The sequence below is a fragment of the Bacillus tuaregi genome (genome assembly GCF_900104575.1).
Lineage (GTDB): Bacteria > Bacillota > Bacilli > Bacillales > Cytobacillaceae > Bacillus_BD > Bacillus_BD tuaregi.
In genome coordinates this window covers 3,581,557-3,597,885 of record NZ_LT629731.1, presented here as the reverse complement: position 1 = coordinate 3,597,885, position 16,329 = coordinate 3,581,557, and the positions used below count along the sequence as shown (strand labels likewise).

The 16,329-nt window shown below is 38.0% G+C and carries 20 protein-coding genes and 1 pseudogene (1 of these 21 only partly in view); 13 read left to right on the top strand and 8 right to left on the bottom strand.

Annotated features, from left to right (window positions below):
• Window positions 1-38: 38 nt before the first annotated feature.
• Together BQ5321_RS19765 and panF are read left to right on the top strand one after the other, a co-directional pair.
• Window positions 39-305, top strand: coding sequence for a YhdT family protein (locus BQ5321_RS19765; RefSeq protein WP_071396113.1), 267 nt, complete (start codon window positions 39-41; stop codon window positions 303-305).
• On the top strand, window positions 302-1,747 hold the full coding sequence (gene panF, locus BQ5321_RS19760) for a sodium/pantothenate symporter (protein ID WP_071396112.1): 1,446 nt from the start codon (window positions 302-304) through the stop codon (window positions 1,745-1,747). The genes BQ5321_RS19765 and panF overlap by 4 nt, the downstream gene beginning before the upstream one ends.
• Before the next feature lie 239 nt (window positions 1,748-1,986).
• Here the strand turns inward: panF and BQ5321_RS19755 are convergent, their stop codons facing one another.
• From BQ5321_RS19755 to BQ5321_RS23835, 3 genes are all read right to left on the bottom strand, one after another.
• On the bottom strand, window positions 1,987-2,133 hold the full coding sequence (locus BQ5321_RS19755) for a YfhD family protein (RefSeq protein WP_071396111.1): 147 nt from the start codon (window positions 2,131-2,133) through the stop codon (window positions 1,987-1,989).
• A gap of 46 nt (window positions 2,134-2,179) precedes the next feature.
• Window positions 2,180-2,365: a YfhD family protein gene (locus BQ5321_RS19750; RefSeq protein ID WP_071396110.1), complete on the bottom strand. Its 186-nt coding sequence runs from the start codon at window positions 2,363-2,365 to the stop codon at window positions 2,180-2,182.
• 139 nt (window positions 2,366-2,504) lie between these two features.
• Entirely contained in the window at window positions 2,505-2,627 is a 123-nt protein-coding gene (locus tag BQ5321_RS23835) for a YfhE family protein (protein ID WP_084786958.1), read from the bottom strand.
• A 176-nt stretch (window positions 2,628-2,803) separates the two neighbouring features.
• Between BQ5321_RS23835 and recX the strand changes: the two genes are divergently transcribed.
• Both recX and BQ5321_RS19740 read left to right on the top strand, forming a co-directional pair.
• Window positions 2,804-3,613 carry a recombination regulator RecX gene (gene recX / locus BQ5321_RS19745; RefSeq protein ID WP_071396109.1) on the top strand — a complete coding sequence of 270 codons (810 nt, stop codon included), beginning with the start codon at window positions 2,804-2,806 and terminating at the stop codon, window positions 3,611-3,613.
• Window positions 3,614-3,700: 87 nt separating this feature from the next.
• Window positions 3,701-4,027, top strand: a complete 327-nt coding sequence (locus tag BQ5321_RS19740; RefSeq protein ID WP_071396108.1) for a YfhH family protein — start codon at window positions 3,701-3,703, stop codon at window positions 4,025-4,027.
• A gap of 55 nt (window positions 4,028-4,082) precedes the next feature.
• Here the strand turns inward: BQ5321_RS19740 and BQ5321_RS19735 are convergent, their stop codons facing one another.
• Entirely contained in the window at window positions 4,083-4,256 is a 174-nt protein-coding gene (locus BQ5321_RS19735) for a small, acid-soluble spore protein K (RefSeq protein ID WP_071396107.1), read from the bottom strand.
• Between the two features lie 182 nt (window positions 4,257-4,438).
• On the bottom strand, window positions 4,439-5,419 hold the full coding sequence (locus BQ5321_RS19730) for a metal-dependent hydrolase (protein ID WP_071396106.1): 981 nt from the start codon (window positions 5,417-5,419) through the stop codon (window positions 4,439-4,441).
• A gap of 283 nt (window positions 5,420-5,702) precedes the next feature.
• On the opposite strand from BQ5321_RS19730, the gene mutY reads away from it, so the two are divergent.
• Window positions 5,703-6,794: an A/G-specific adenine glycosylase gene (gene mutY / locus BQ5321_RS19725; protein WP_071396105.1), complete on the top strand. Its 1,092-nt coding sequence runs from the start codon at window positions 5,703-5,705 to the stop codon at window positions 6,792-6,794.
• Window positions 6,795-6,868: 74 nt separating this feature from the next.
• Here the strand turns inward: mutY and BQ5321_RS19720 are convergent, their stop codons facing one another.
• Window positions 6,869-7,093, bottom strand: coding sequence for a hypothetical protein (locus BQ5321_RS19720; RefSeq protein ID WP_071396104.1), 225 nt, complete (start codon window positions 7,091-7,093; stop codon window positions 6,869-6,871).
• A 216-nt stretch (window positions 7,094-7,309) separates the two neighbouring features.
• On the opposite strand from BQ5321_RS19720, the gene fabL reads away from it, so the two are divergent.
• From fabL to BQ5321_RS19695, 5 genes and pseudogenes are all read left to right on the top strand, one after another.
• Complete coding sequence (fabL, locus tag BQ5321_RS19715) at window positions 7,310-8,053, top strand: enoyl-[acyl-carrier-protein] reductase FabL (RefSeq protein WP_071396103.1); 744 nt, start codon at window positions 7,310-7,312, stop codon at window positions 8,051-8,053.
• A 100-nt stretch (window positions 8,054-8,153) separates the two neighbouring features.
• A pseudogene (locus BQ5321_RS19710) lies at window positions 8,154-8,330 on the top strand (gamma-type small acid-soluble spore protein); the annotation flags it as partial.
• A 300-nt stretch (window positions 8,331-8,630) separates the two neighbouring features.
• Window positions 8,631-8,885, top strand: a complete 255-nt coding sequence (locus BQ5321_RS19705) for a YgaB family protein (protein ID WP_071396101.1) — start codon at window positions 8,631-8,633, stop codon at window positions 8,883-8,885.
• A 247-nt stretch (window positions 8,886-9,132) separates the two neighbouring features.
• Window positions 9,133-9,663 (top strand): nucleoside tri-diphosphate phosphatase, encoded by a 531-nt coding sequence (gene ntdP / locus BQ5321_RS19700; protein ID WP_071396100.1) that lies wholly within the window; start codon window positions 9,133-9,135, stop codon window positions 9,661-9,663.
• A gap of 176 nt (window positions 9,664-9,839) precedes the next feature.
• Entirely contained in the window at window positions 9,840-11,594 is a 1,755-nt protein-coding gene (locus tag BQ5321_RS19695) for an ABC transporter ATP-binding protein (protein WP_071396099.1), read from the top strand.
• Window positions 11,595-11,646: 52 nt separating this feature from the next.
• Here BQ5321_RS19695 and BQ5321_RS19690 read toward each other — a convergent pair whose 3' ends face one another.
• The gene (locus BQ5321_RS19690; RefSeq protein WP_071396098.1) at window positions 11,647-12,723 is read right to left on the bottom strand and encodes an FUSC family protein; all 1,077 of its coding nucleotides are present in this window, start codon (window positions 12,721-12,723) and stop codon (window positions 11,647-11,649) included.
• Between the two features lie 243 nt (window positions 12,724-12,966).
• The gene (locus BQ5321_RS19685) at window positions 12,967-14,271 is read right to left on the bottom strand and encodes a glutamate-1-semialdehyde 2,1-aminomutase (RefSeq protein WP_071396097.1); all 1,305 of its coding nucleotides are present in this window, start codon (window positions 14,269-14,271) and stop codon (window positions 12,967-12,969) included.
• A gap of 208 nt (window positions 14,272-14,479) precedes the next feature.
• Here BQ5321_RS19685 and BQ5321_RS19680 point away from each other — a divergent pair, with 208 nt between their 5' ends.
• The 3 genes from BQ5321_RS19680 to perR all read left to right on the top strand — a co-directional run.
• Window positions 14,480-14,887, top strand: a complete 408-nt coding sequence (locus tag BQ5321_RS19680) for a potassium channel family protein (RefSeq protein ID WP_071396096.1) — start codon at window positions 14,480-14,482, stop codon at window positions 14,885-14,887.
• 113 nt (window positions 14,888-15,000) lie between these two features.
• Complete coding sequence (gene bcp, locus BQ5321_RS19675; protein WP_071396095.1) at window positions 15,001-15,471, top strand: thioredoxin-dependent thiol peroxidase; 471 nt, start codon at window positions 15,001-15,003, stop codon at window positions 15,469-15,471.
• Window positions 15,472-15,952: 481 nt separating this feature from the next.
• On the top strand, window positions 15,953-16,329 hold the 5' portion of the coding sequence (perR, locus tag BQ5321_RS19670) for a peroxide-responsive transcriptional repressor PerR (RefSeq protein WP_071396094.1). The gene runs 67 nt beyond the window's last position; the window shows 377 of its 444 coding nt (coding positions 1-377); the start codon lies at window positions 15,953-15,955; the stop codon falls past the right edge of the window.

The following is a 16,329-nucleotide window of genomic DNA, read 5'->3' as shown; positions in this document are numbered from 1 at the left end:
TCCGGGCAAGCTAATCCGTAAAAGAGAGGTGGGTAAAATTGGAGGATAAAAGGTTTAAAATCGCCCATAAGGAAGCTGTTATCGGCGTTATCTTAGTCATTATTAATTTTCTTTGCTGGTATGGTTTTGCATATGGATTGGGATCAGGGGACCCGCGAAAATACAATTATATTTTGGGGCTACCTGAATGGTTCTTTTATAGCTGCGTAGTTGGAACGATTATCATGTTCATTATCGTTTCTCTATGTGTAAAATTCTTTTTTAAAGAGGTACCGTTTGAAGAGGAAGAGGGGAATAGAAAATGAATACAGCTGTTATTATCCCATTATCCTTTTTTCTGATTCTCTATTTTTTGATTGGTGTTTGGGCCAATCGGTTTGTAAAAACGTCCACGAATTTTCTTCAGGAATATTTTCTTGGTGGCAGAGAATTGGGCGGATTTGTGCTGGCTATGACACTGATTGCTACATACGGAAGTGCCAGTAGCTTTATCGGCGGACCTGGTGTTGCCTATACAACCGGTTTAGGCTGGGTGCTGCTGTCAATGGCGCAACTGCCTGCTGGCTACTTTGTCTTAATGGTATTGGGAAAAAAGTTTGCCATCATGGCAAGAAAAAATAATTACATAACGGTGATTGATTTTTTAAAAGACCGCTATAAAAGCAATATCATTGTTCTTGTCTCTGCCTTAAGTATCATTATCTTTTTATTTTCATCTATGATTGCACAATGGGTCGGTGGTGGGAGGTTAATTGAGTCTTTAACAGGATTATCATATCAAGCCTCACTCTTGATTTTTGCTTTCACCGTGCTTTTGTATGTGCTTATCGGAGGCTTTAGAGCCGTTGTACTGACTGATACTGTCCAAGGAATTGTTATGCTGGTCGGAACGATTATCCTGCTGATAGCGACCATTGTTGTAGGTGGTGGCTTACCGGCAATCATGTCCAGCTTAGCTGCAGAAAACCCAGATTTTATCTCCCCATATGGGGCCGACCGGCAGTTAACGTCGCTATATGTCTCCACTTTTTGGATTTTGATTGGAGTAGGGGTAATCGGTCTTCCACAGATGGCAGTTCGAGCGATGTCCTATAAAGACTCTAAGTCCATGCACCAAGCCATCATCATTGGCACCATTGTGATTGGGACGATTATGTTTGGCATGCATTTAATAGGTGTATTAGCCCGGGCAGTCTTGCCGGGAATTGAAATTGGCGATAAGGTCATGCCGATGCTTACATTAAAAGTATTGTCTCCTTTTTTGGCAGGCTTGGTTCTTTCAGCTCCAATGGCTGCCATTATGTCGACCATCTCTTCATTATTAATTCTCGTCAGCTCAACTATTGTGAAGGATATATTCTTGAATTTTATAAAACCCGATGCGACAGAAAAGCAAATTAAGCAAACAAGTCTTTGGGTAACGACCGTTATCGGGGCAACGGTGATTTTATTTGCTTTAAATCCACCTGAGCTATTGGCGTGGCTGAATCTCTTTGCATTCGGCGGACTTGAATCTGTCTTTTTATGGCCAATTGTATTGGGTCTTTACTGGGGAAAAGGAAATAAATACGGAGCGATTTCTTCTATGATTATTGGTATGGGTTCCTATATTCTAATTGATCGTGTCTTTCCTAGTGCTTTTGGCATGCATACGGTTGTTTTACCTGTTTTACTTTCGCTTGTTACCTATGTACTTGTAAGTTTGACGACTGTATCTAGTGGTACACGTTGCATGAGGGCAGAATAAAAAGCCGGGAAAATTCCCGGCTTTTACTTAAGGTATGGAATGTGGATAAAGTTATCAACAGGGTAAAGTGTTATACAGCATTGTTTCCACAACTTTACCCACATAATCCACAGAAAATTTACTGTATTTAAGGAAATTTATACACAATTAATGGTTTGCTTAGGGATTGATATTATCATGATCGGTTAAGTTACTAACATTGTTAACAATATTGTGGATAACTATATCCACAGATTGGTTCATTTATTCTTTCGCTTTACTCGTTGATTGGCTGCTTCTGCTCGTGCTTGAGCCTCTAAATCTTCTTGGTCCGCTAATTCTCGGGAGAATTCTTCATCAATGCCATCGGATTTTAAATTATTTTGAAATTGATTTTTTCTAGCCATTATGCCAAAACCCCTTTTTCTTGTAATAGATCCTTACCTACTATAATCAGCCTTTATTTCCTTGATTTCTTTGGTTTGCAGCATTTGATAATGCTTGTTCTTCTCTGCTGATTTGATTATTTAATTCTTGAGCATATTCCTCGCTCATGCGATCGTATTTCATATTTTTTGGAACTTGAGGCAACGAGCTTTTATTTCTGTCACGTGTTTTATGCCCTTGTGCTCGACCCATCGACAAAACTCCCTTCAATAAATAAAGTATGAAGCGTAGCTCCATACTTTATTATGCTCCCGTATTAACTGACTATGAAAGGTAAGTTGTTACAAGCTTAACGTTAATTTGAGGACTAGTCACAGGAGCTAGTCACTTATTACTTTCTTCCTTTTCGGTCCATAAAACCGCCGGCACGATCTGCCATTTTGAATTCACGTTGATAAGTTACGGCCTGCATACTTGATAAAGCACTTTTTTCCTTGTCTGTTTTTTTCGCCATTTGAATCCTTCCTTTCATGAAAGTATCTTCCACATTTTCCCCTTAATAAAAATGATTCATACTCAGGTTGAAATAGTAAAAATAATGAAATTACTTTGTGGCTTATCTTCCCATATGGAATTGTTCTATTCAAATAGGACGGTTGGATATGCTACATTTAAGGTGAGGTGAAGTTGATGCCGATCATTACAAAAATTACAACACAGCAAAAAAATAAAGAGCGTTATAATCTATTTCTTGATGACGGAAATGGGGAAAAATATGCTTTTAGTGTCGATGAAGGGGTATTAGTAAAGTATCAGTTGAAAAAAGGCATGGAATTAGATGACTTTTTGATTACTGAGATTCATTATGATGACGATATCCGTAAGGCCTATAATCGAGCCCTTCAGTATTTAACACGCAGAATTAGATCAGAGTCAGAGGTTCGTACTTATTTAGCAGAAAAAGAGGTAGATGAGCCAATCATTCAAGAGGTCATTATCAAGCTGTATGAATACCAATTCCTAAATGATGAGCAATACGCAATTGCTTATGTCAGAACGCAAATGAATACAACCGATAAAGGCACTGTCTTAATCCGAAATGAGCTAAAGGAAAAAGGAATCAGCGATAAATTTATCAACGATGCTCTTAAGGAATATCCCTATGAGGCACAGCTTGATAAAGCGAAAGTCCTTTGTGAAAAAAGTGCACAGAAAAATCAAAAGGATTCTGAAAGAGTCCTTCGGGCAAAGCTGGAACAAAAATTAATTCGTAAAGGCTTTGGCTTTGATATTATCGCTGAGGCAATTGAAGGGACAAATCTGCAAAGAAATGATGATGGAATGGAAGCCTTAAGTTACCAGGCGGGGAAGCTGAAGCGAAAATTTGCGGCTGAAACCGGGTATGCTTACGAGCAAAAAATGAAAAGTGCCCTTTATCGAAAAGGTTTTTCACTCGAACAAATTGAAGCTTACTTCAACCAGCAGGAATGGAATGATTAGGTAATACGCTTTTCTTTCCTATTAAATATTTTTTCATTATACTAAATGATAGACAAGAGTCCGAAAGAGGATAAAGGGGATGGTATTATGGAGCAGCAGGAAAAGAGATACAGTCAGCTATCGGAATATGAGTTACATCAGGAAATTGCTAAATTACATGAAAAGGCGAGAAAAGCCGAGCAAATGGGAATGGTAAATGAGTTTGCTGTTTTGGAAAGAAAGGCAGTTATGGCAAAAGCTTATCTATTAAATCCAGAAGATTTTATTCCTGGGGAAATATACCAGATTGAGGGAGACCCGGGTGCTTATTTTAAAATAGACTATTTAAATGGCGTGTTTGCGTGGGGGCATCGACTGCGAAATGGACAGGAGGAAGAAGCGCTGCCAATCTCAATGCTTGTTAAACTTCAGTAAGGATGCGACTCCTTACTGAAGCAAGCTGGTGGAATTCAATGAGATTTACCTTAAATTAAAACAAATTGGATGTATCGATGTCTCTATGGGAAGATGCACGCATTCTTTCCTGCGGATGTGTGTTGATGGTTCCATCTGCTCTTTTAGAGGCATATTCCGCTTTAGCACGAGGTTCTCCCTCTAATTTATTATTATTTAAATTGGGGAAACCTTTTTCTTTGTTACGCATGTGATGACCTCCTAAATGCGGGATAAGAACCGTGATCATCAAATCTTAATGACCACTTACAACTAGTTTGTGCATTTTTACAGGAGCTATCACGTTTTGTGATGTTAAATTATTGGAAATGAAATGGAGCATGTTAAGCTAATAATCAACGCAAAAAAGCGATGTTCGAACACGACATCGCTTTAGCTTGGTATAATATCCAGTTTTTTTCTGAGTTTTTCTTCACTGAAGATCCAGCCGGTATAGGATGTGAGGATGTTCAAATCAAGGTCTAAATGGACAACTGCTACGAAGGGGTAATAATCCTTGCTTCGATAGCGTAAGTCAATAAACCGAACCTCATAATGGTCATCATATTCATCAACTTCCCAGCGGTAAACAGGTGAGAAGGATAGAAAGGCTGCTAGATTTTCATCCTTCTTTGCTGCCTCTAGCACAGGTGTTTCAGGAACCTCAACACGATTGAACTGATCAAGAATCTGAACCTGTCGATTAACGGATCGTCCAACAAAAAATTGATGTTTATTCATGACCGCAATTTTCCATTGGTGAAATCTCATGGTAGGAGCTATGATAATTTCAGTTGCATCAGGAATTCTTAGTAAAACCTTTCGATATACATTTTGTCTTACGAAGCAGCGGACAATGTAATAAATAACTAAAATGGCATAAATTGCAGCAAAGATATACCCAGGATTTGCACCGAACAGCCACAAAATAATACCCAGTACATGGATACCGAAAATAAAAGGATCAAAAGTATTGATAACCCCAAGTGCTACCCATTTTGATGAAAAAGGTCGCAATGCTTGTGTGCCGTATGCGTTAAAAATATCAACGAAAACATGGAGGAAAACGGCTAAAAATGTCCAGAGCCAAAGATGCAGTAAATCAGCAGTAGGGAAAAAAGGGTAAACGACTGCCATAATTCCAATTGGCCATAGAAGAATCGCTGGTATCGAGTGTGTAATTCCACGATGATTTCTAATATAAATTGCGTTGTTTCGAAGCTTTAATACGGTATCTATATCAGGTGCCTGTGAGCCGACCATCACTGAAATGAACACACTTGTTGCTGTCGCTGAACTGCTAGCAACAACGGGATCAAGTGTTGCCAGGCCGCCTAGGGCTAACCCCATTACAACATGTGTACCTGTATCCAAGGAAGAAACCTCCTTAATCGGTAATCCGTTGGGACTCAACAGCATATGTCAAAACAGCAATTTTCCGAAAAAAACCTCCTGCTCGCTTGTATGATTTTTTTCGGGAAATATTACTTTCCATATACTTAGTGTATCAGAATATTTTTACCATGACAGTTTAAAATATGTATTTTTTCCGATAATAATTGATTAATTTAAGTTTTTGGGATTATCTTAATAAAAAAATAATCTGCACTAATAATATTGCCCAATTTAATGGCTTTAACATCCTGGAGGAACAAAAGTGAAAAAAAATAGTTTGAAAAACTTAGAAGCTGTGGATAAGACAGCATTTTGCCAGGACTTAATAGGCTGGTTTACAGAGGAAATGAGGGACCTCCCTTGGCGGAAGGATCAGGATCCTTATAAGGTATGGGTTTCGGAAATCATGCTTCAGCAGACAAGAGTGGATACAGTCATACCCTATTTTAACCGCTTTATGGAGCAATTCCCTACGATTGAAGCCTTATCGGAGGCAGAAGAGGAGAGGGTTTTAAAAGCATGGGAAGGTCTTGGTTACTATTCAAGAGCGAGAAATTTGCATTCTGCAGTTAAAGAGGTTCAAGTAAAATATGAAGGGAAGGTTCCTGATAATCCAAAGGAAATATCCTCTTTAAAAGGAGTAGGTCCCTATACAGCAGGTGCTATTTTAAGCATTGCCTATGGAATTCCTGAGCCTGCAGTCGATGGAAATGTAATGCGCGTACTATCCCGTATATTATTCATTGAAGATGATATTGCGAAACCATCGTCACGGAAAATATTTGAAAAGGCTGTACGTGAATTAATTTCCCATGAAAATCCATCCTATTTTAATCAAGCTTTAATGGAGCTTGGTGCGATTGTATGTACACCAACCTCACCTTCCTGTTTATTATGTCCGGTTCGTGAGCATTGTGTAGCATTTCATGAAGGTGTGCAGGGAGAATTACCAGTAAAAACAAAAAATAAAAAGCAGCGTGAAGTTCACTTAGCTGCTGCTGTCTTAAAGGATGACAGCGGACGGACGCTCATTCATAAAAGAGCTGAAAAGGGTTTGCTGGCAAACCTATGGGAGTTTCCAAACATTGAAATTCATCTACCATTTAAAACAGAAAAAGATCAGGTAAAACAAGCTTTGCAATCAGAGTACGGAGCAGACGCTGTGCTCGGGGAGATGGTTGGAAAGATTGAACATGTGTTTTCCCACTTAACATGGACGATCCACGTCTATGAAGGCAGTTTAACAGCATTAACAGAGGAGAAGCCCGATTTAAAATTGGTTACTCCCGAGCAGATCGAAAGCTATCCTTTCCCTGTCTCGCATCAAAAAATCATCAAACAATTCTATTCATAAGTCTCAAAAAAGGTGCCAGGCACCGCAAATGGACAGGATAACCATCATTGTCCTTTAGCGGTGCCTGGCACTTTTTAATCAAAAGTGATACTTGTACCATGTGTATAGTCTGCTTCATTGCGTTTGAAGCTGTTTCGGTCATACATTTCTTCAATGATTTCACGGTAAATGGCCTGGCCTTCTACGTTTAAATAAGGTAGGATTTGCTGGAACGATTGGTGGAAAAAGGCTAGTTCACTGTCTTTCCATTCAGATTTTGCCATCATAGAAAGCTCTGTCATATCCCTGCCAACATACATTCAGTTTCTTCCTTTCTTCCTCTTTTTATTTTATTTCTAACCCTATTGTCCTTAACCTGATTGCCAACTATACATGAAAAGGCTAAAATAAAGGAAATTAAGATTAATAAACAATTGTATACATATATTTGTAAATCAGAAGAGCTTAAAGCATATTTCTCGAATTGAGCAGCCAAGGATACATACATAGAATCTCAGGAAAGAAAGGACAAGAAAATGACACAAAAAGTAGCACTAGTAACAGGTAGCAGCCGAGGAATAGGAAAGGCCACAGCCATCAGGCTGGCAAAGGAAGGGTATGATCTTGTAATCAATTATGCCCGCAGCAAATCAGGTGCCCTTGAAACCGCCGCAGAAATTGAGGCATTAGGAAGAAAAGCATTAGTAGTAAAAGCTAATGTAGGAGATGTAGCAAAAATTAAATTATTGTTTGAAACGATTAAAAATGAATTTGGACGCTTAGACGTATTTGTCAATAATGCAGCTTCAGGTGTGCAACGGCCTTTAATGGAGCTTGAGGAATCACATTGGGATTGGACGATGAACATCAACAGTAAAGCATTATTATTTTGTGCTCAGGAAGCAGCTAAGCTTATGGATGAGGGTGGAAAAATAGTCAGTATCAGCTCGCTTGGTTCGATTCGATATTTGAAAAATTATACTGTAGTAGGAGTTTCTAAAGCAGCACTTGAGGCATTGACTCGTTATTTGGCTGTTGAACTGGCAGATAAAAATATTATCGTTAATGCTGTTTCCGGCGGAGCGGTTGATACAGAAGCATTAAAATCCTTTCCAAACCGTGAAGAGCTTCTTAATGAAGCGAAGGAAAAAACACCTGCAGGAAGAATGGTTGAGATTGATGATATGGTCAATGCCATTATGTTTTTATTATCTGACCAATCTAGTATGATTCGCGGACAAACCATTATTGTTGATGGCGGTATATCACTGCTAGTGTAGATTAATTATTTTTAGTGGATAGTTTTCTCCATGCTTGGTTACATTAAAGAGCGTGGAGGTGATTAAGATGGCAAACAGACCAAATCAATCTCAAGCTGGAACTAATATTCAGCAAGTGAGACAACAAAATGCACAGTCCGCTCAAGGACAAAGTCAAGGCCAATTCGGTACTGAATTTGCAAGTGAAACGAATGTTCAAGAAGTAAGACAGCAAAATGCTCAAGCTGAAGCAAATAAAGCTAAAAACTCAAGCCAATTTGGCGGTCAGAACAGCTAATCACGCAATTTAAGATGAAAAGACACTCTTACATCGGAAGGAGTGTCTTTTCATGTTCAAATAATTAACAGATATCATATAAGCATATGTTGTCATTATTGTATATAATAAAAATAAAAGTATTTCCATTTGTTTTCATTTTTCTTATCGTTTTACAGCATATTTGTTTCGACAAAAATACTTTCCATTCAGCACAACTAGTCAAAGGAATGAAGCAAAAGAGAACGAATACATAAGAAAGAAGAAAAAGACCCACAGAATCCTTCGTTCTAGTGGAAATTAAATAGGCGGGTGGTAAGCGTGAAAGAATTCAACCGTTTAGTAACAGAGCAAATGAAAACTATGGACCGGCTATTATTTTTACAAAGTGAGCTGGAACGATGCCAAGAAATTGAAGATCAATTAAAAGAAATCCAGCAGGGTACAAAGCTTGAGAGTGTGCAAATTGAAATTAAAAAAAAGAAGGAAGAATTAAAGGAAATTCAACATATCTTTGAAAAACAGACAGAAGAAGTCATACGATCCTATCAGGAAATAAATGTAACGGCAGGATAGATATGTAATAAATAAAGAATAAAAACAGTATTTTATGAAAAAATAAGCAGTCATTGATGAAATTCAATGGCTGTTTTGTTTTAAATTCTTTAGTAAACCGTTATAATAGTAGAAAATAGGAATTGTTCTTTGTTACCTGTACATTTAATTATAAAAAAGTATAACTACAGTACCGTTTAAAAAAGTTATATATGTAAAAAACAATTGAAAGGTTGCAAAGCGTTCGGTAACGAAAGTAGGGGAAATAATGGGCGTACCCATAGAAGGAGAACCAGTACAAATTCATAGCTTTAAGCATAATGGGCACATCCATCGCATATGGGACGAAACGACTGTGTTAAAGGGATCGCATAACTTGGTTATTGGTGGAAACGATCGTACAATAGTGACAGAATCAGATGGAAGAACCTGGGTAACAAGGGAACCTGCCATTACATACTTTCATTCACAGCATTGGTTTAATATCATTGGAATGCTGCGGGAAGATGGAATTTACTACTATTGTAATTTGAGCTCTCCGTTTATCTATGATGGGGAGGCAATTAAATACATCGATTATGACTTAGATATTAAAGTATTTCCTGATATGACCTTTCATTTACTTGATGAAGATGAATATGAGCGGCATCGGAAAGAAATGAATTACCCAGATGTAATCGATCAAATCTTAAAAGCCAATGTTGAGACATTGATTCAGTGGATTCGTCAGCGAAAGGGCCCATTTTCTGCAGATTTTATAGATACATGGTATGAGCGTTATTTAACATATCGAGGTTAAACATATGGCACAGACGCAAATATGTACGGAAAATATAGGCGAAAATCACCTGTTGATTAAATCAGCAGGTTTTTATGTGAAAGTCTGTGCTAACTATGAAGATAACCAGAGTTCTGATACTGTGTAATAGAGAGATAGTATAATTAACATTTGAGAACAAATAAGGTGGGGGAGACTTGGACAGTATACGACGTTATCTACACTTTGTAAAACCTTATAGCCTCCAAATTATAGCAACGATCCTTATTGGGATTTTAAAATTTGCCATTCCATTAATGATTCCATTGCTTATAAAGTATGTATTGGACGATATTGTTGCTAACGAAGCAATGTCTAAGGGCGACAAGCTTGATCACTTAATAATTATCATGGCGATTATGATTGTCATTTTTGTCATCCTTCGTCCGCCAATAGAATATTATCGACAATATTTTGCTCAATGGACATCGAGTAAAATTCTCTATGATATTCGTGATCGTCTTTATACTCATATTCAAAAGCTTAGTTTTAAGTATTACTCAAATACTAGAACGGGTGAAATCATCTCAAGGGTCATTAATGACGTAGAACAAACGAAAACCTTTGTTGTGACAGGGCTTATGAATTTATGGCTGGATTTAGCCACTATTATCATTGCCATGGCAATTATGTTTACGATGGATGTCACTCTGACGCTTGTATCGATTGTTTTATTCCCATTCTATGCTTTTTCAGTTAAGTATTTCTTTGGGAATTTGCGTGCCCTAACTAGGAAGCGTTCGCAAGCATTGGCAGAGGTGCAAAGCTATTTGCATGAACGAGTTTCAGGGATGCCTGTTATTAAAAGCTTTGCCATTGAAGATTTTGAGCAAACAAAGTTTAATGAACAGAATAGCAACTTTTTAGAGAAAGCAATTGACCATACAAAATGGAATGCTAAAGCTTTTGCAGTTGTCAATACAATTACAGATATTGCTCCGCTTCTTGTCATTGGTGTTTCAGGCTACCAGGTTATTAATGGGAGTCTGTCTGTTGGTTCGATGGTTGCTTTTATTGCTTACATAGACAGGCTGTATAACCCACTGCGACGTCTTGTTAATTCCTCTACTACCCTGACACAATCATTCGCTTCGATGGACCGAGTCTTTGAATTCATGGATGAAAAATATGATATTGAGGACCAGTCAGATTCAATTGAATGTAAAAATGTAAAAGGTCATATTGTGTTTGATCATGTTCATTTTTCATATAGTGATAATCAGGAGGATGAAGCTGTATTAAAGGATATTAGCTTAGATGTTCAAAAGGGTGAGACAATCGCCTTTGTTGGTATGAGTGGTGGCGGAAAGTCGTCGCTTGTCAGTCTGATTCCCCGTTTTTATGATGTGACAGGTGGGAGAATTCTCCTTGATGGAGTTGATATTCGTTCCTTCAAAGTTCGCTCGTTACGGGATAAAATAGGGATGGTACATCAGGATAACATTTTGTTTAGTGAATCGGTAAAGGATAATATTCTGCTTGGGAATCCTTTGGCGTCGGATGAAGAGGTAATAGCTGCGGCGAAAGCGGCCAATGCACATGAATTTATTATGAATTTGCCGGAAGGCTATGATACAAAGGTTGGCGAACGGGGCGTTAAATTATCTGGAGGACAGAAGCAGCGAGTGGCCATTGCAAGGGTATTTTTGAAGAACCCTCCTATTCTAGTACTTGATGAAGCAACATCTGCGCTTGATTTAGAAAGCGAGCATCAAATTCAGGAAACGCTTGATAAGTTAGCTAAAGACCGTACGACCTTCGTTGTTGCTCACCGTCTTTCAACGATTACTCATGCAGATCGGATTGTTCTAATTGAACATGGGGAAATTGTTGAGATTGGCAGTCATGAAGAACTAATGACATTGCAGGGTCATTATTATAAGCTCTTTCAAGTACAGCAGCTGGAGCAGTAAGATGCTAGTACTTAGAGTGTAAAAAAGCAGCTGAACATAACCAGCTGCTTTTTTATATTTTATCATCCGATAAGGATAATCCATTTTCTTCTTTGTGATAGGATTGAAAGCTTGTAATTAATAAATCAAGATGCTCGATATATTCATCATAGTCAACTATTGCAGTGATAATTTGCATGAGATGGTAGTTTGTATCTTCACTTTCCTGTGATGCCTGCAGCTGGTAGGTTAGAAAAATATGAAACAGTTCCTTCCGGTTTAAGCAGATGTCCCCTTCATCAAAAACAACATGAGGCCGTACCTTGCTGATAAACTTCAGCATTACATGTTCGTGCTGGTGAATGAGACAGTCTAGTTGCTGTTGAATCATATTTTGCAAATCATCAGGCAGACTGGAGATTTCATTTTCAAAGCGGTGTAGTCTCTTTAACGTATCTAATGCACGTTTCAGCGTATTAATCATTTGACGATAAATAACTAGTTTTCTTGTTTTGAGTACATTATTTTTCTTGAAACTACGTTCTTCTTTATACATTAGGTATAACTGTTCGGTTTTAATCATAGATTCTTTCAATTTATCAATGTCATTTTTGAGTAATTTATGGTCTGAGGCACCTCTGATATTAAGTCGAATCCACTTTGTGATTTCCGTCGTTGAATTTGATATTTGGGTATATAGCTTTGTTTCATATTTAGGAGGTAAGAATATCAGATTTACTAAAAAAGCGGATAAAACGCCGAGCATAATAGTTAAGAAGCGGATCAAGGCAAATTCGATAAAGGTATCTCCCGGTGTCTCCATAATAGCCACTAAGGTTACTAAGGAAAGTCCGATAGCATTTTCAAGCTTTAGCTTTAAGGAGATGATAATGACAATGACGGCAGCAAGCCCAATGATAAAGATGTGGTTGCCAAATAATAAAACAAAAATGACCGCCATTAACGCACCGATTGTATTGCCTTGTATTTGTTCCAGAATGGATAAATAGGAACGGTAAATGGTCGGCTGTACGGCAAAGATAGCGGCAATACCGGCAAAGACTGGTGACGGTAGCTCAATCAGCCGAGCGACAAGTAATGATAGGATTATTGCGATTCCCGTTTTTAATATGCGGGCGCCTAACTTCATAGATGATAATTTCCTTTCTAAAGGTGATGATGGGATACTTACTTATTAAATCATGTTGCTGACCTTGAAACAATCGGTAAATGTGGAGTTTTTGAGATTTTTCCTTAACATTATCGTGTACTAAAACGCTTGTGACTTGCATGGAAACTTAATTTCACTGCGCCATAGACTTATGGGTAAAAAAGTTCCTTCAATTTAAAAACCGTTCGTACATGTACGAACGGTTTTTGCGCTACAGACGGATTAGCGTGTTCCTTCTGTAGCGAGTTCAGAGAATGCATTTTCAACTGCAAAAATGGTTGCGTCGATATCTTCTTCAGTATGGGCGATGGTTAAAAACCATGCTTCGTATTTTGAAGGAGCAAGATGAATACCTTGCTTTAACATTAGTTTGAAAAACTTAGCGAACATTTCTCCATCAGTGTTCTCGGCCTGCTCATAATTTTCTACTTTTTCGTCAGTAAAGTAAACAGTCAGTGCACCTTTTAAACGGTTAATGCTTATGGGAATATTGTGCTCTTTTGCGGCCTGTAAAATTCCTGCTTCAAGCTTCTCGCCTAATTGATCTAAGTAGTCATAGACACCAGGCTGTTTCAATACTTCAAGACAGGCAATTCCCGCTAAAATAGACGCGGGATTACCGGCCATTGTCCCGGCTTGATAGGCTGGACCCAATGGTGCTACATGCTCCATTATTTCTTCTTTGCCACCGTAAGCGCCTATTGGAAGACCACCACCGATAATTTTGCCCATTGCTGTTAAATCAGGAGTCACTCCAAGCAAATCCTGCGCTCCACCATATGTAAAGCGAAAAGCTGTAATGACTTCATCATAGATGACAAGAGCCCCTGCTTCGTGAGTTAACTCATTCACTTTTTCGAGAAAGCCTGGGTTTGGTTCGACGATACCAAAGTTACCGACAATTGGTTCCACTAATACGGCTGCAATTTCATCGCCCCATTTTTCCAATGCTTGTCTAAGCGGTTCAATCTCATTAAAAGGAACAGTAATGACTTCTTGAGCAATGCTCTTTGGAACTCCTGCTGAATCAGGGGTGCCGAGAGTGGAAGGTCCAGAACCCGCTGCAACAAGGACAAGATCTGAATGTCCGTGGTAACACCCGGCGAATTTAATGATTTTATCTCTTCCAGTATAGGCTCGAGCTACACGAATGGTGGTCATAACTGCTTCTGTACCTGAATTGACGAAACGTACCTTTTCTAATGCCGGCATAGCTTCCTTCAGCATTTTAGCAAAAGTGACTTCATGTGGTGTAGGAGTACCAAATAAGACCCCAGTTTCGGCTGCTTTTTTTATCGCTTCTGTAATATGTGGGTGAGCATGGCCGGTAATAATTGGTCCATATGCGGCTAAATAGTCGATGTATTGGTTACCGTCAACATCGAAGAAATAGGCTCCTTGTCCTCTTTCCATAACGACAGGAGAACCGCCTCCAACCGCTTTATAGGAACGAGAGGGGCTATTGACTCCGCCAACAATATGTTCAAGTGCTTCAGTATGTAATCGTTCTGAATTTGTAAAATGCATGGCTTAAAACCTCCTAATTTGTCTACTTCTACATTTTAACACTATTGAAAAGTATATTCGTTTAACTAAATATTTTGACAATAACTTCAATCCTTTTTTTATTCATTGTTATGATAACTAATTCGGTTGTTTAGAGGTAAACACCTGCATATATTTAGATACAAGCCTTTACATTCATTTTCGGAGCGGGCAGGAAAAGAGGGTAAGCATGATCTATTTCGTTACACTTGCCTTCACGATTTATTGTATCGTGATGAGTTTGCGTACAATATTTATTCCAAATACTATTAAAGGGAAAATTGTTTCAGTTGAAAATTTCATTTATCTAACCTTTGTGTATATTACGATTTTGATTGGCTTTGGGCTGGTTTATATTTTGCTTGAGACTAAGGGCTATCAAATTATGATTGAACAGTATCCAATGCCGACTGAGAATTTTGTGGAACGGTTTGGTACGTATCTTTATTTTAGCGCTGTAACGCTATTTTCAGTTGGCTACGGGGATATTGCCCCTATTGGGATTGGGCGTCTCATTGCAATGGTTGAAGCTCTGATTGGCTATACGATTCCAGCAGCCTTTGTTGCAAAAGCCGTATATGGACGTGAGCAAAAATGAGTTATTAGTTGTCTTGAAGTTAGGAATAAGATAATCTGTTAGTAGTGCAAAAATTCGCACGTATTACTGTGATAAAATATGTACTTAATTTGTACAGATAGGAGGAATGTTGAATGTCAACACTGACAGGACAAGTTGCACCAGATATTGCTTTACCTGCAAGCAGCGGACAAACCATTCAGTTGTCTGATTTCCAAGGAAAGAATGTTGTACTATATTTCTATCCAAAAGATATGACACCAGGCTGTACAACAGAGGCATGTGATTTTCGTGATCGTCATGAGGAGTTTTCAAAAATAAATACGGTGATCCTAGGTGTCAGCCCTGATCCGATGTCAAGGCATGAAAAATTCATTGAGAAGCATGGATTGCCTTTTGTCTTGCTATCAGATGAAAATCAGGAGTTAGCCAAGGCATTTGATGTTTGGAAGCTGAAGAAAAATTTCGGTAAGGAATATATGGGAATTGAGCGCAGCACCTTTATTATTGACTCAGAAGGGAAAATAGTTAAGGAATGGCGTAAAGTAAAAGTGAAAGAGCATACAAACGAGGTCTACCAATTTATTCAACAAAACCTAGTATAAGGAAAATATTTATAGCCTATTTTTCTTGGATAAGGCGATTGTCCATTCATTTATTCTTCAATTGAATATCTTTATATTAGGGCATACCTCCTCATATAGTGTTAACAGGCTGAAGCATTCAGCCTGTTTTTTTGTCTGAAAGACCTCTCTTTAAGAACAGTAGCAGGTAGATATAGTTAAACTGGATGAATGGATTTAGGAAAGAATGACTGATATCATTTTCAAATTTTGAACATATTATATATATACATACCAAAAGTAAATGTGACAATTTCATTTTATTATAGAGAACGATACTGACAAGTGAGTAATAAAGAAGTAATATATAAGAGCTTTAGTGATAAAGTACTTATATTCATAAAAAATAATAAGAAAATGTTATTAAACTATGTTAATAGGGTAGTTATATTGACAAAAGTACTAAAAATTTGTACACTAATTATAACAATTATAAACTAATAATATTTTTGAAAAGAGGTGTATGACGGTGGAACACAATCAATTAAAGGAAGCGCTTGATACCTTAAAGGAAACGCGAGTTCGTATAACACCACAACGTCATGCGATACTCGAATATTTAATAAACTCAATGTCACACCCAACAGCAGATGATATTTACAAAGCCTTAGAAGGAAAATTCCCTAATATGAGTGTAGCAACAGTTTATAATAATCTGAGAGTATTTCGTGAGGTTGGTCTCGTGAAGGAATTGACCTACGGTGATTCATCTAGTCGTTTTGACTTTGTTACAACACAGCATTATCATGTCATTTGTGAAAGCTGCGGGAAGATAGTTGATTTTCATTATCCTGGACTTGATGAAGTGGAACAGCTTGCAAGTTCTGTCACTGGATTTAA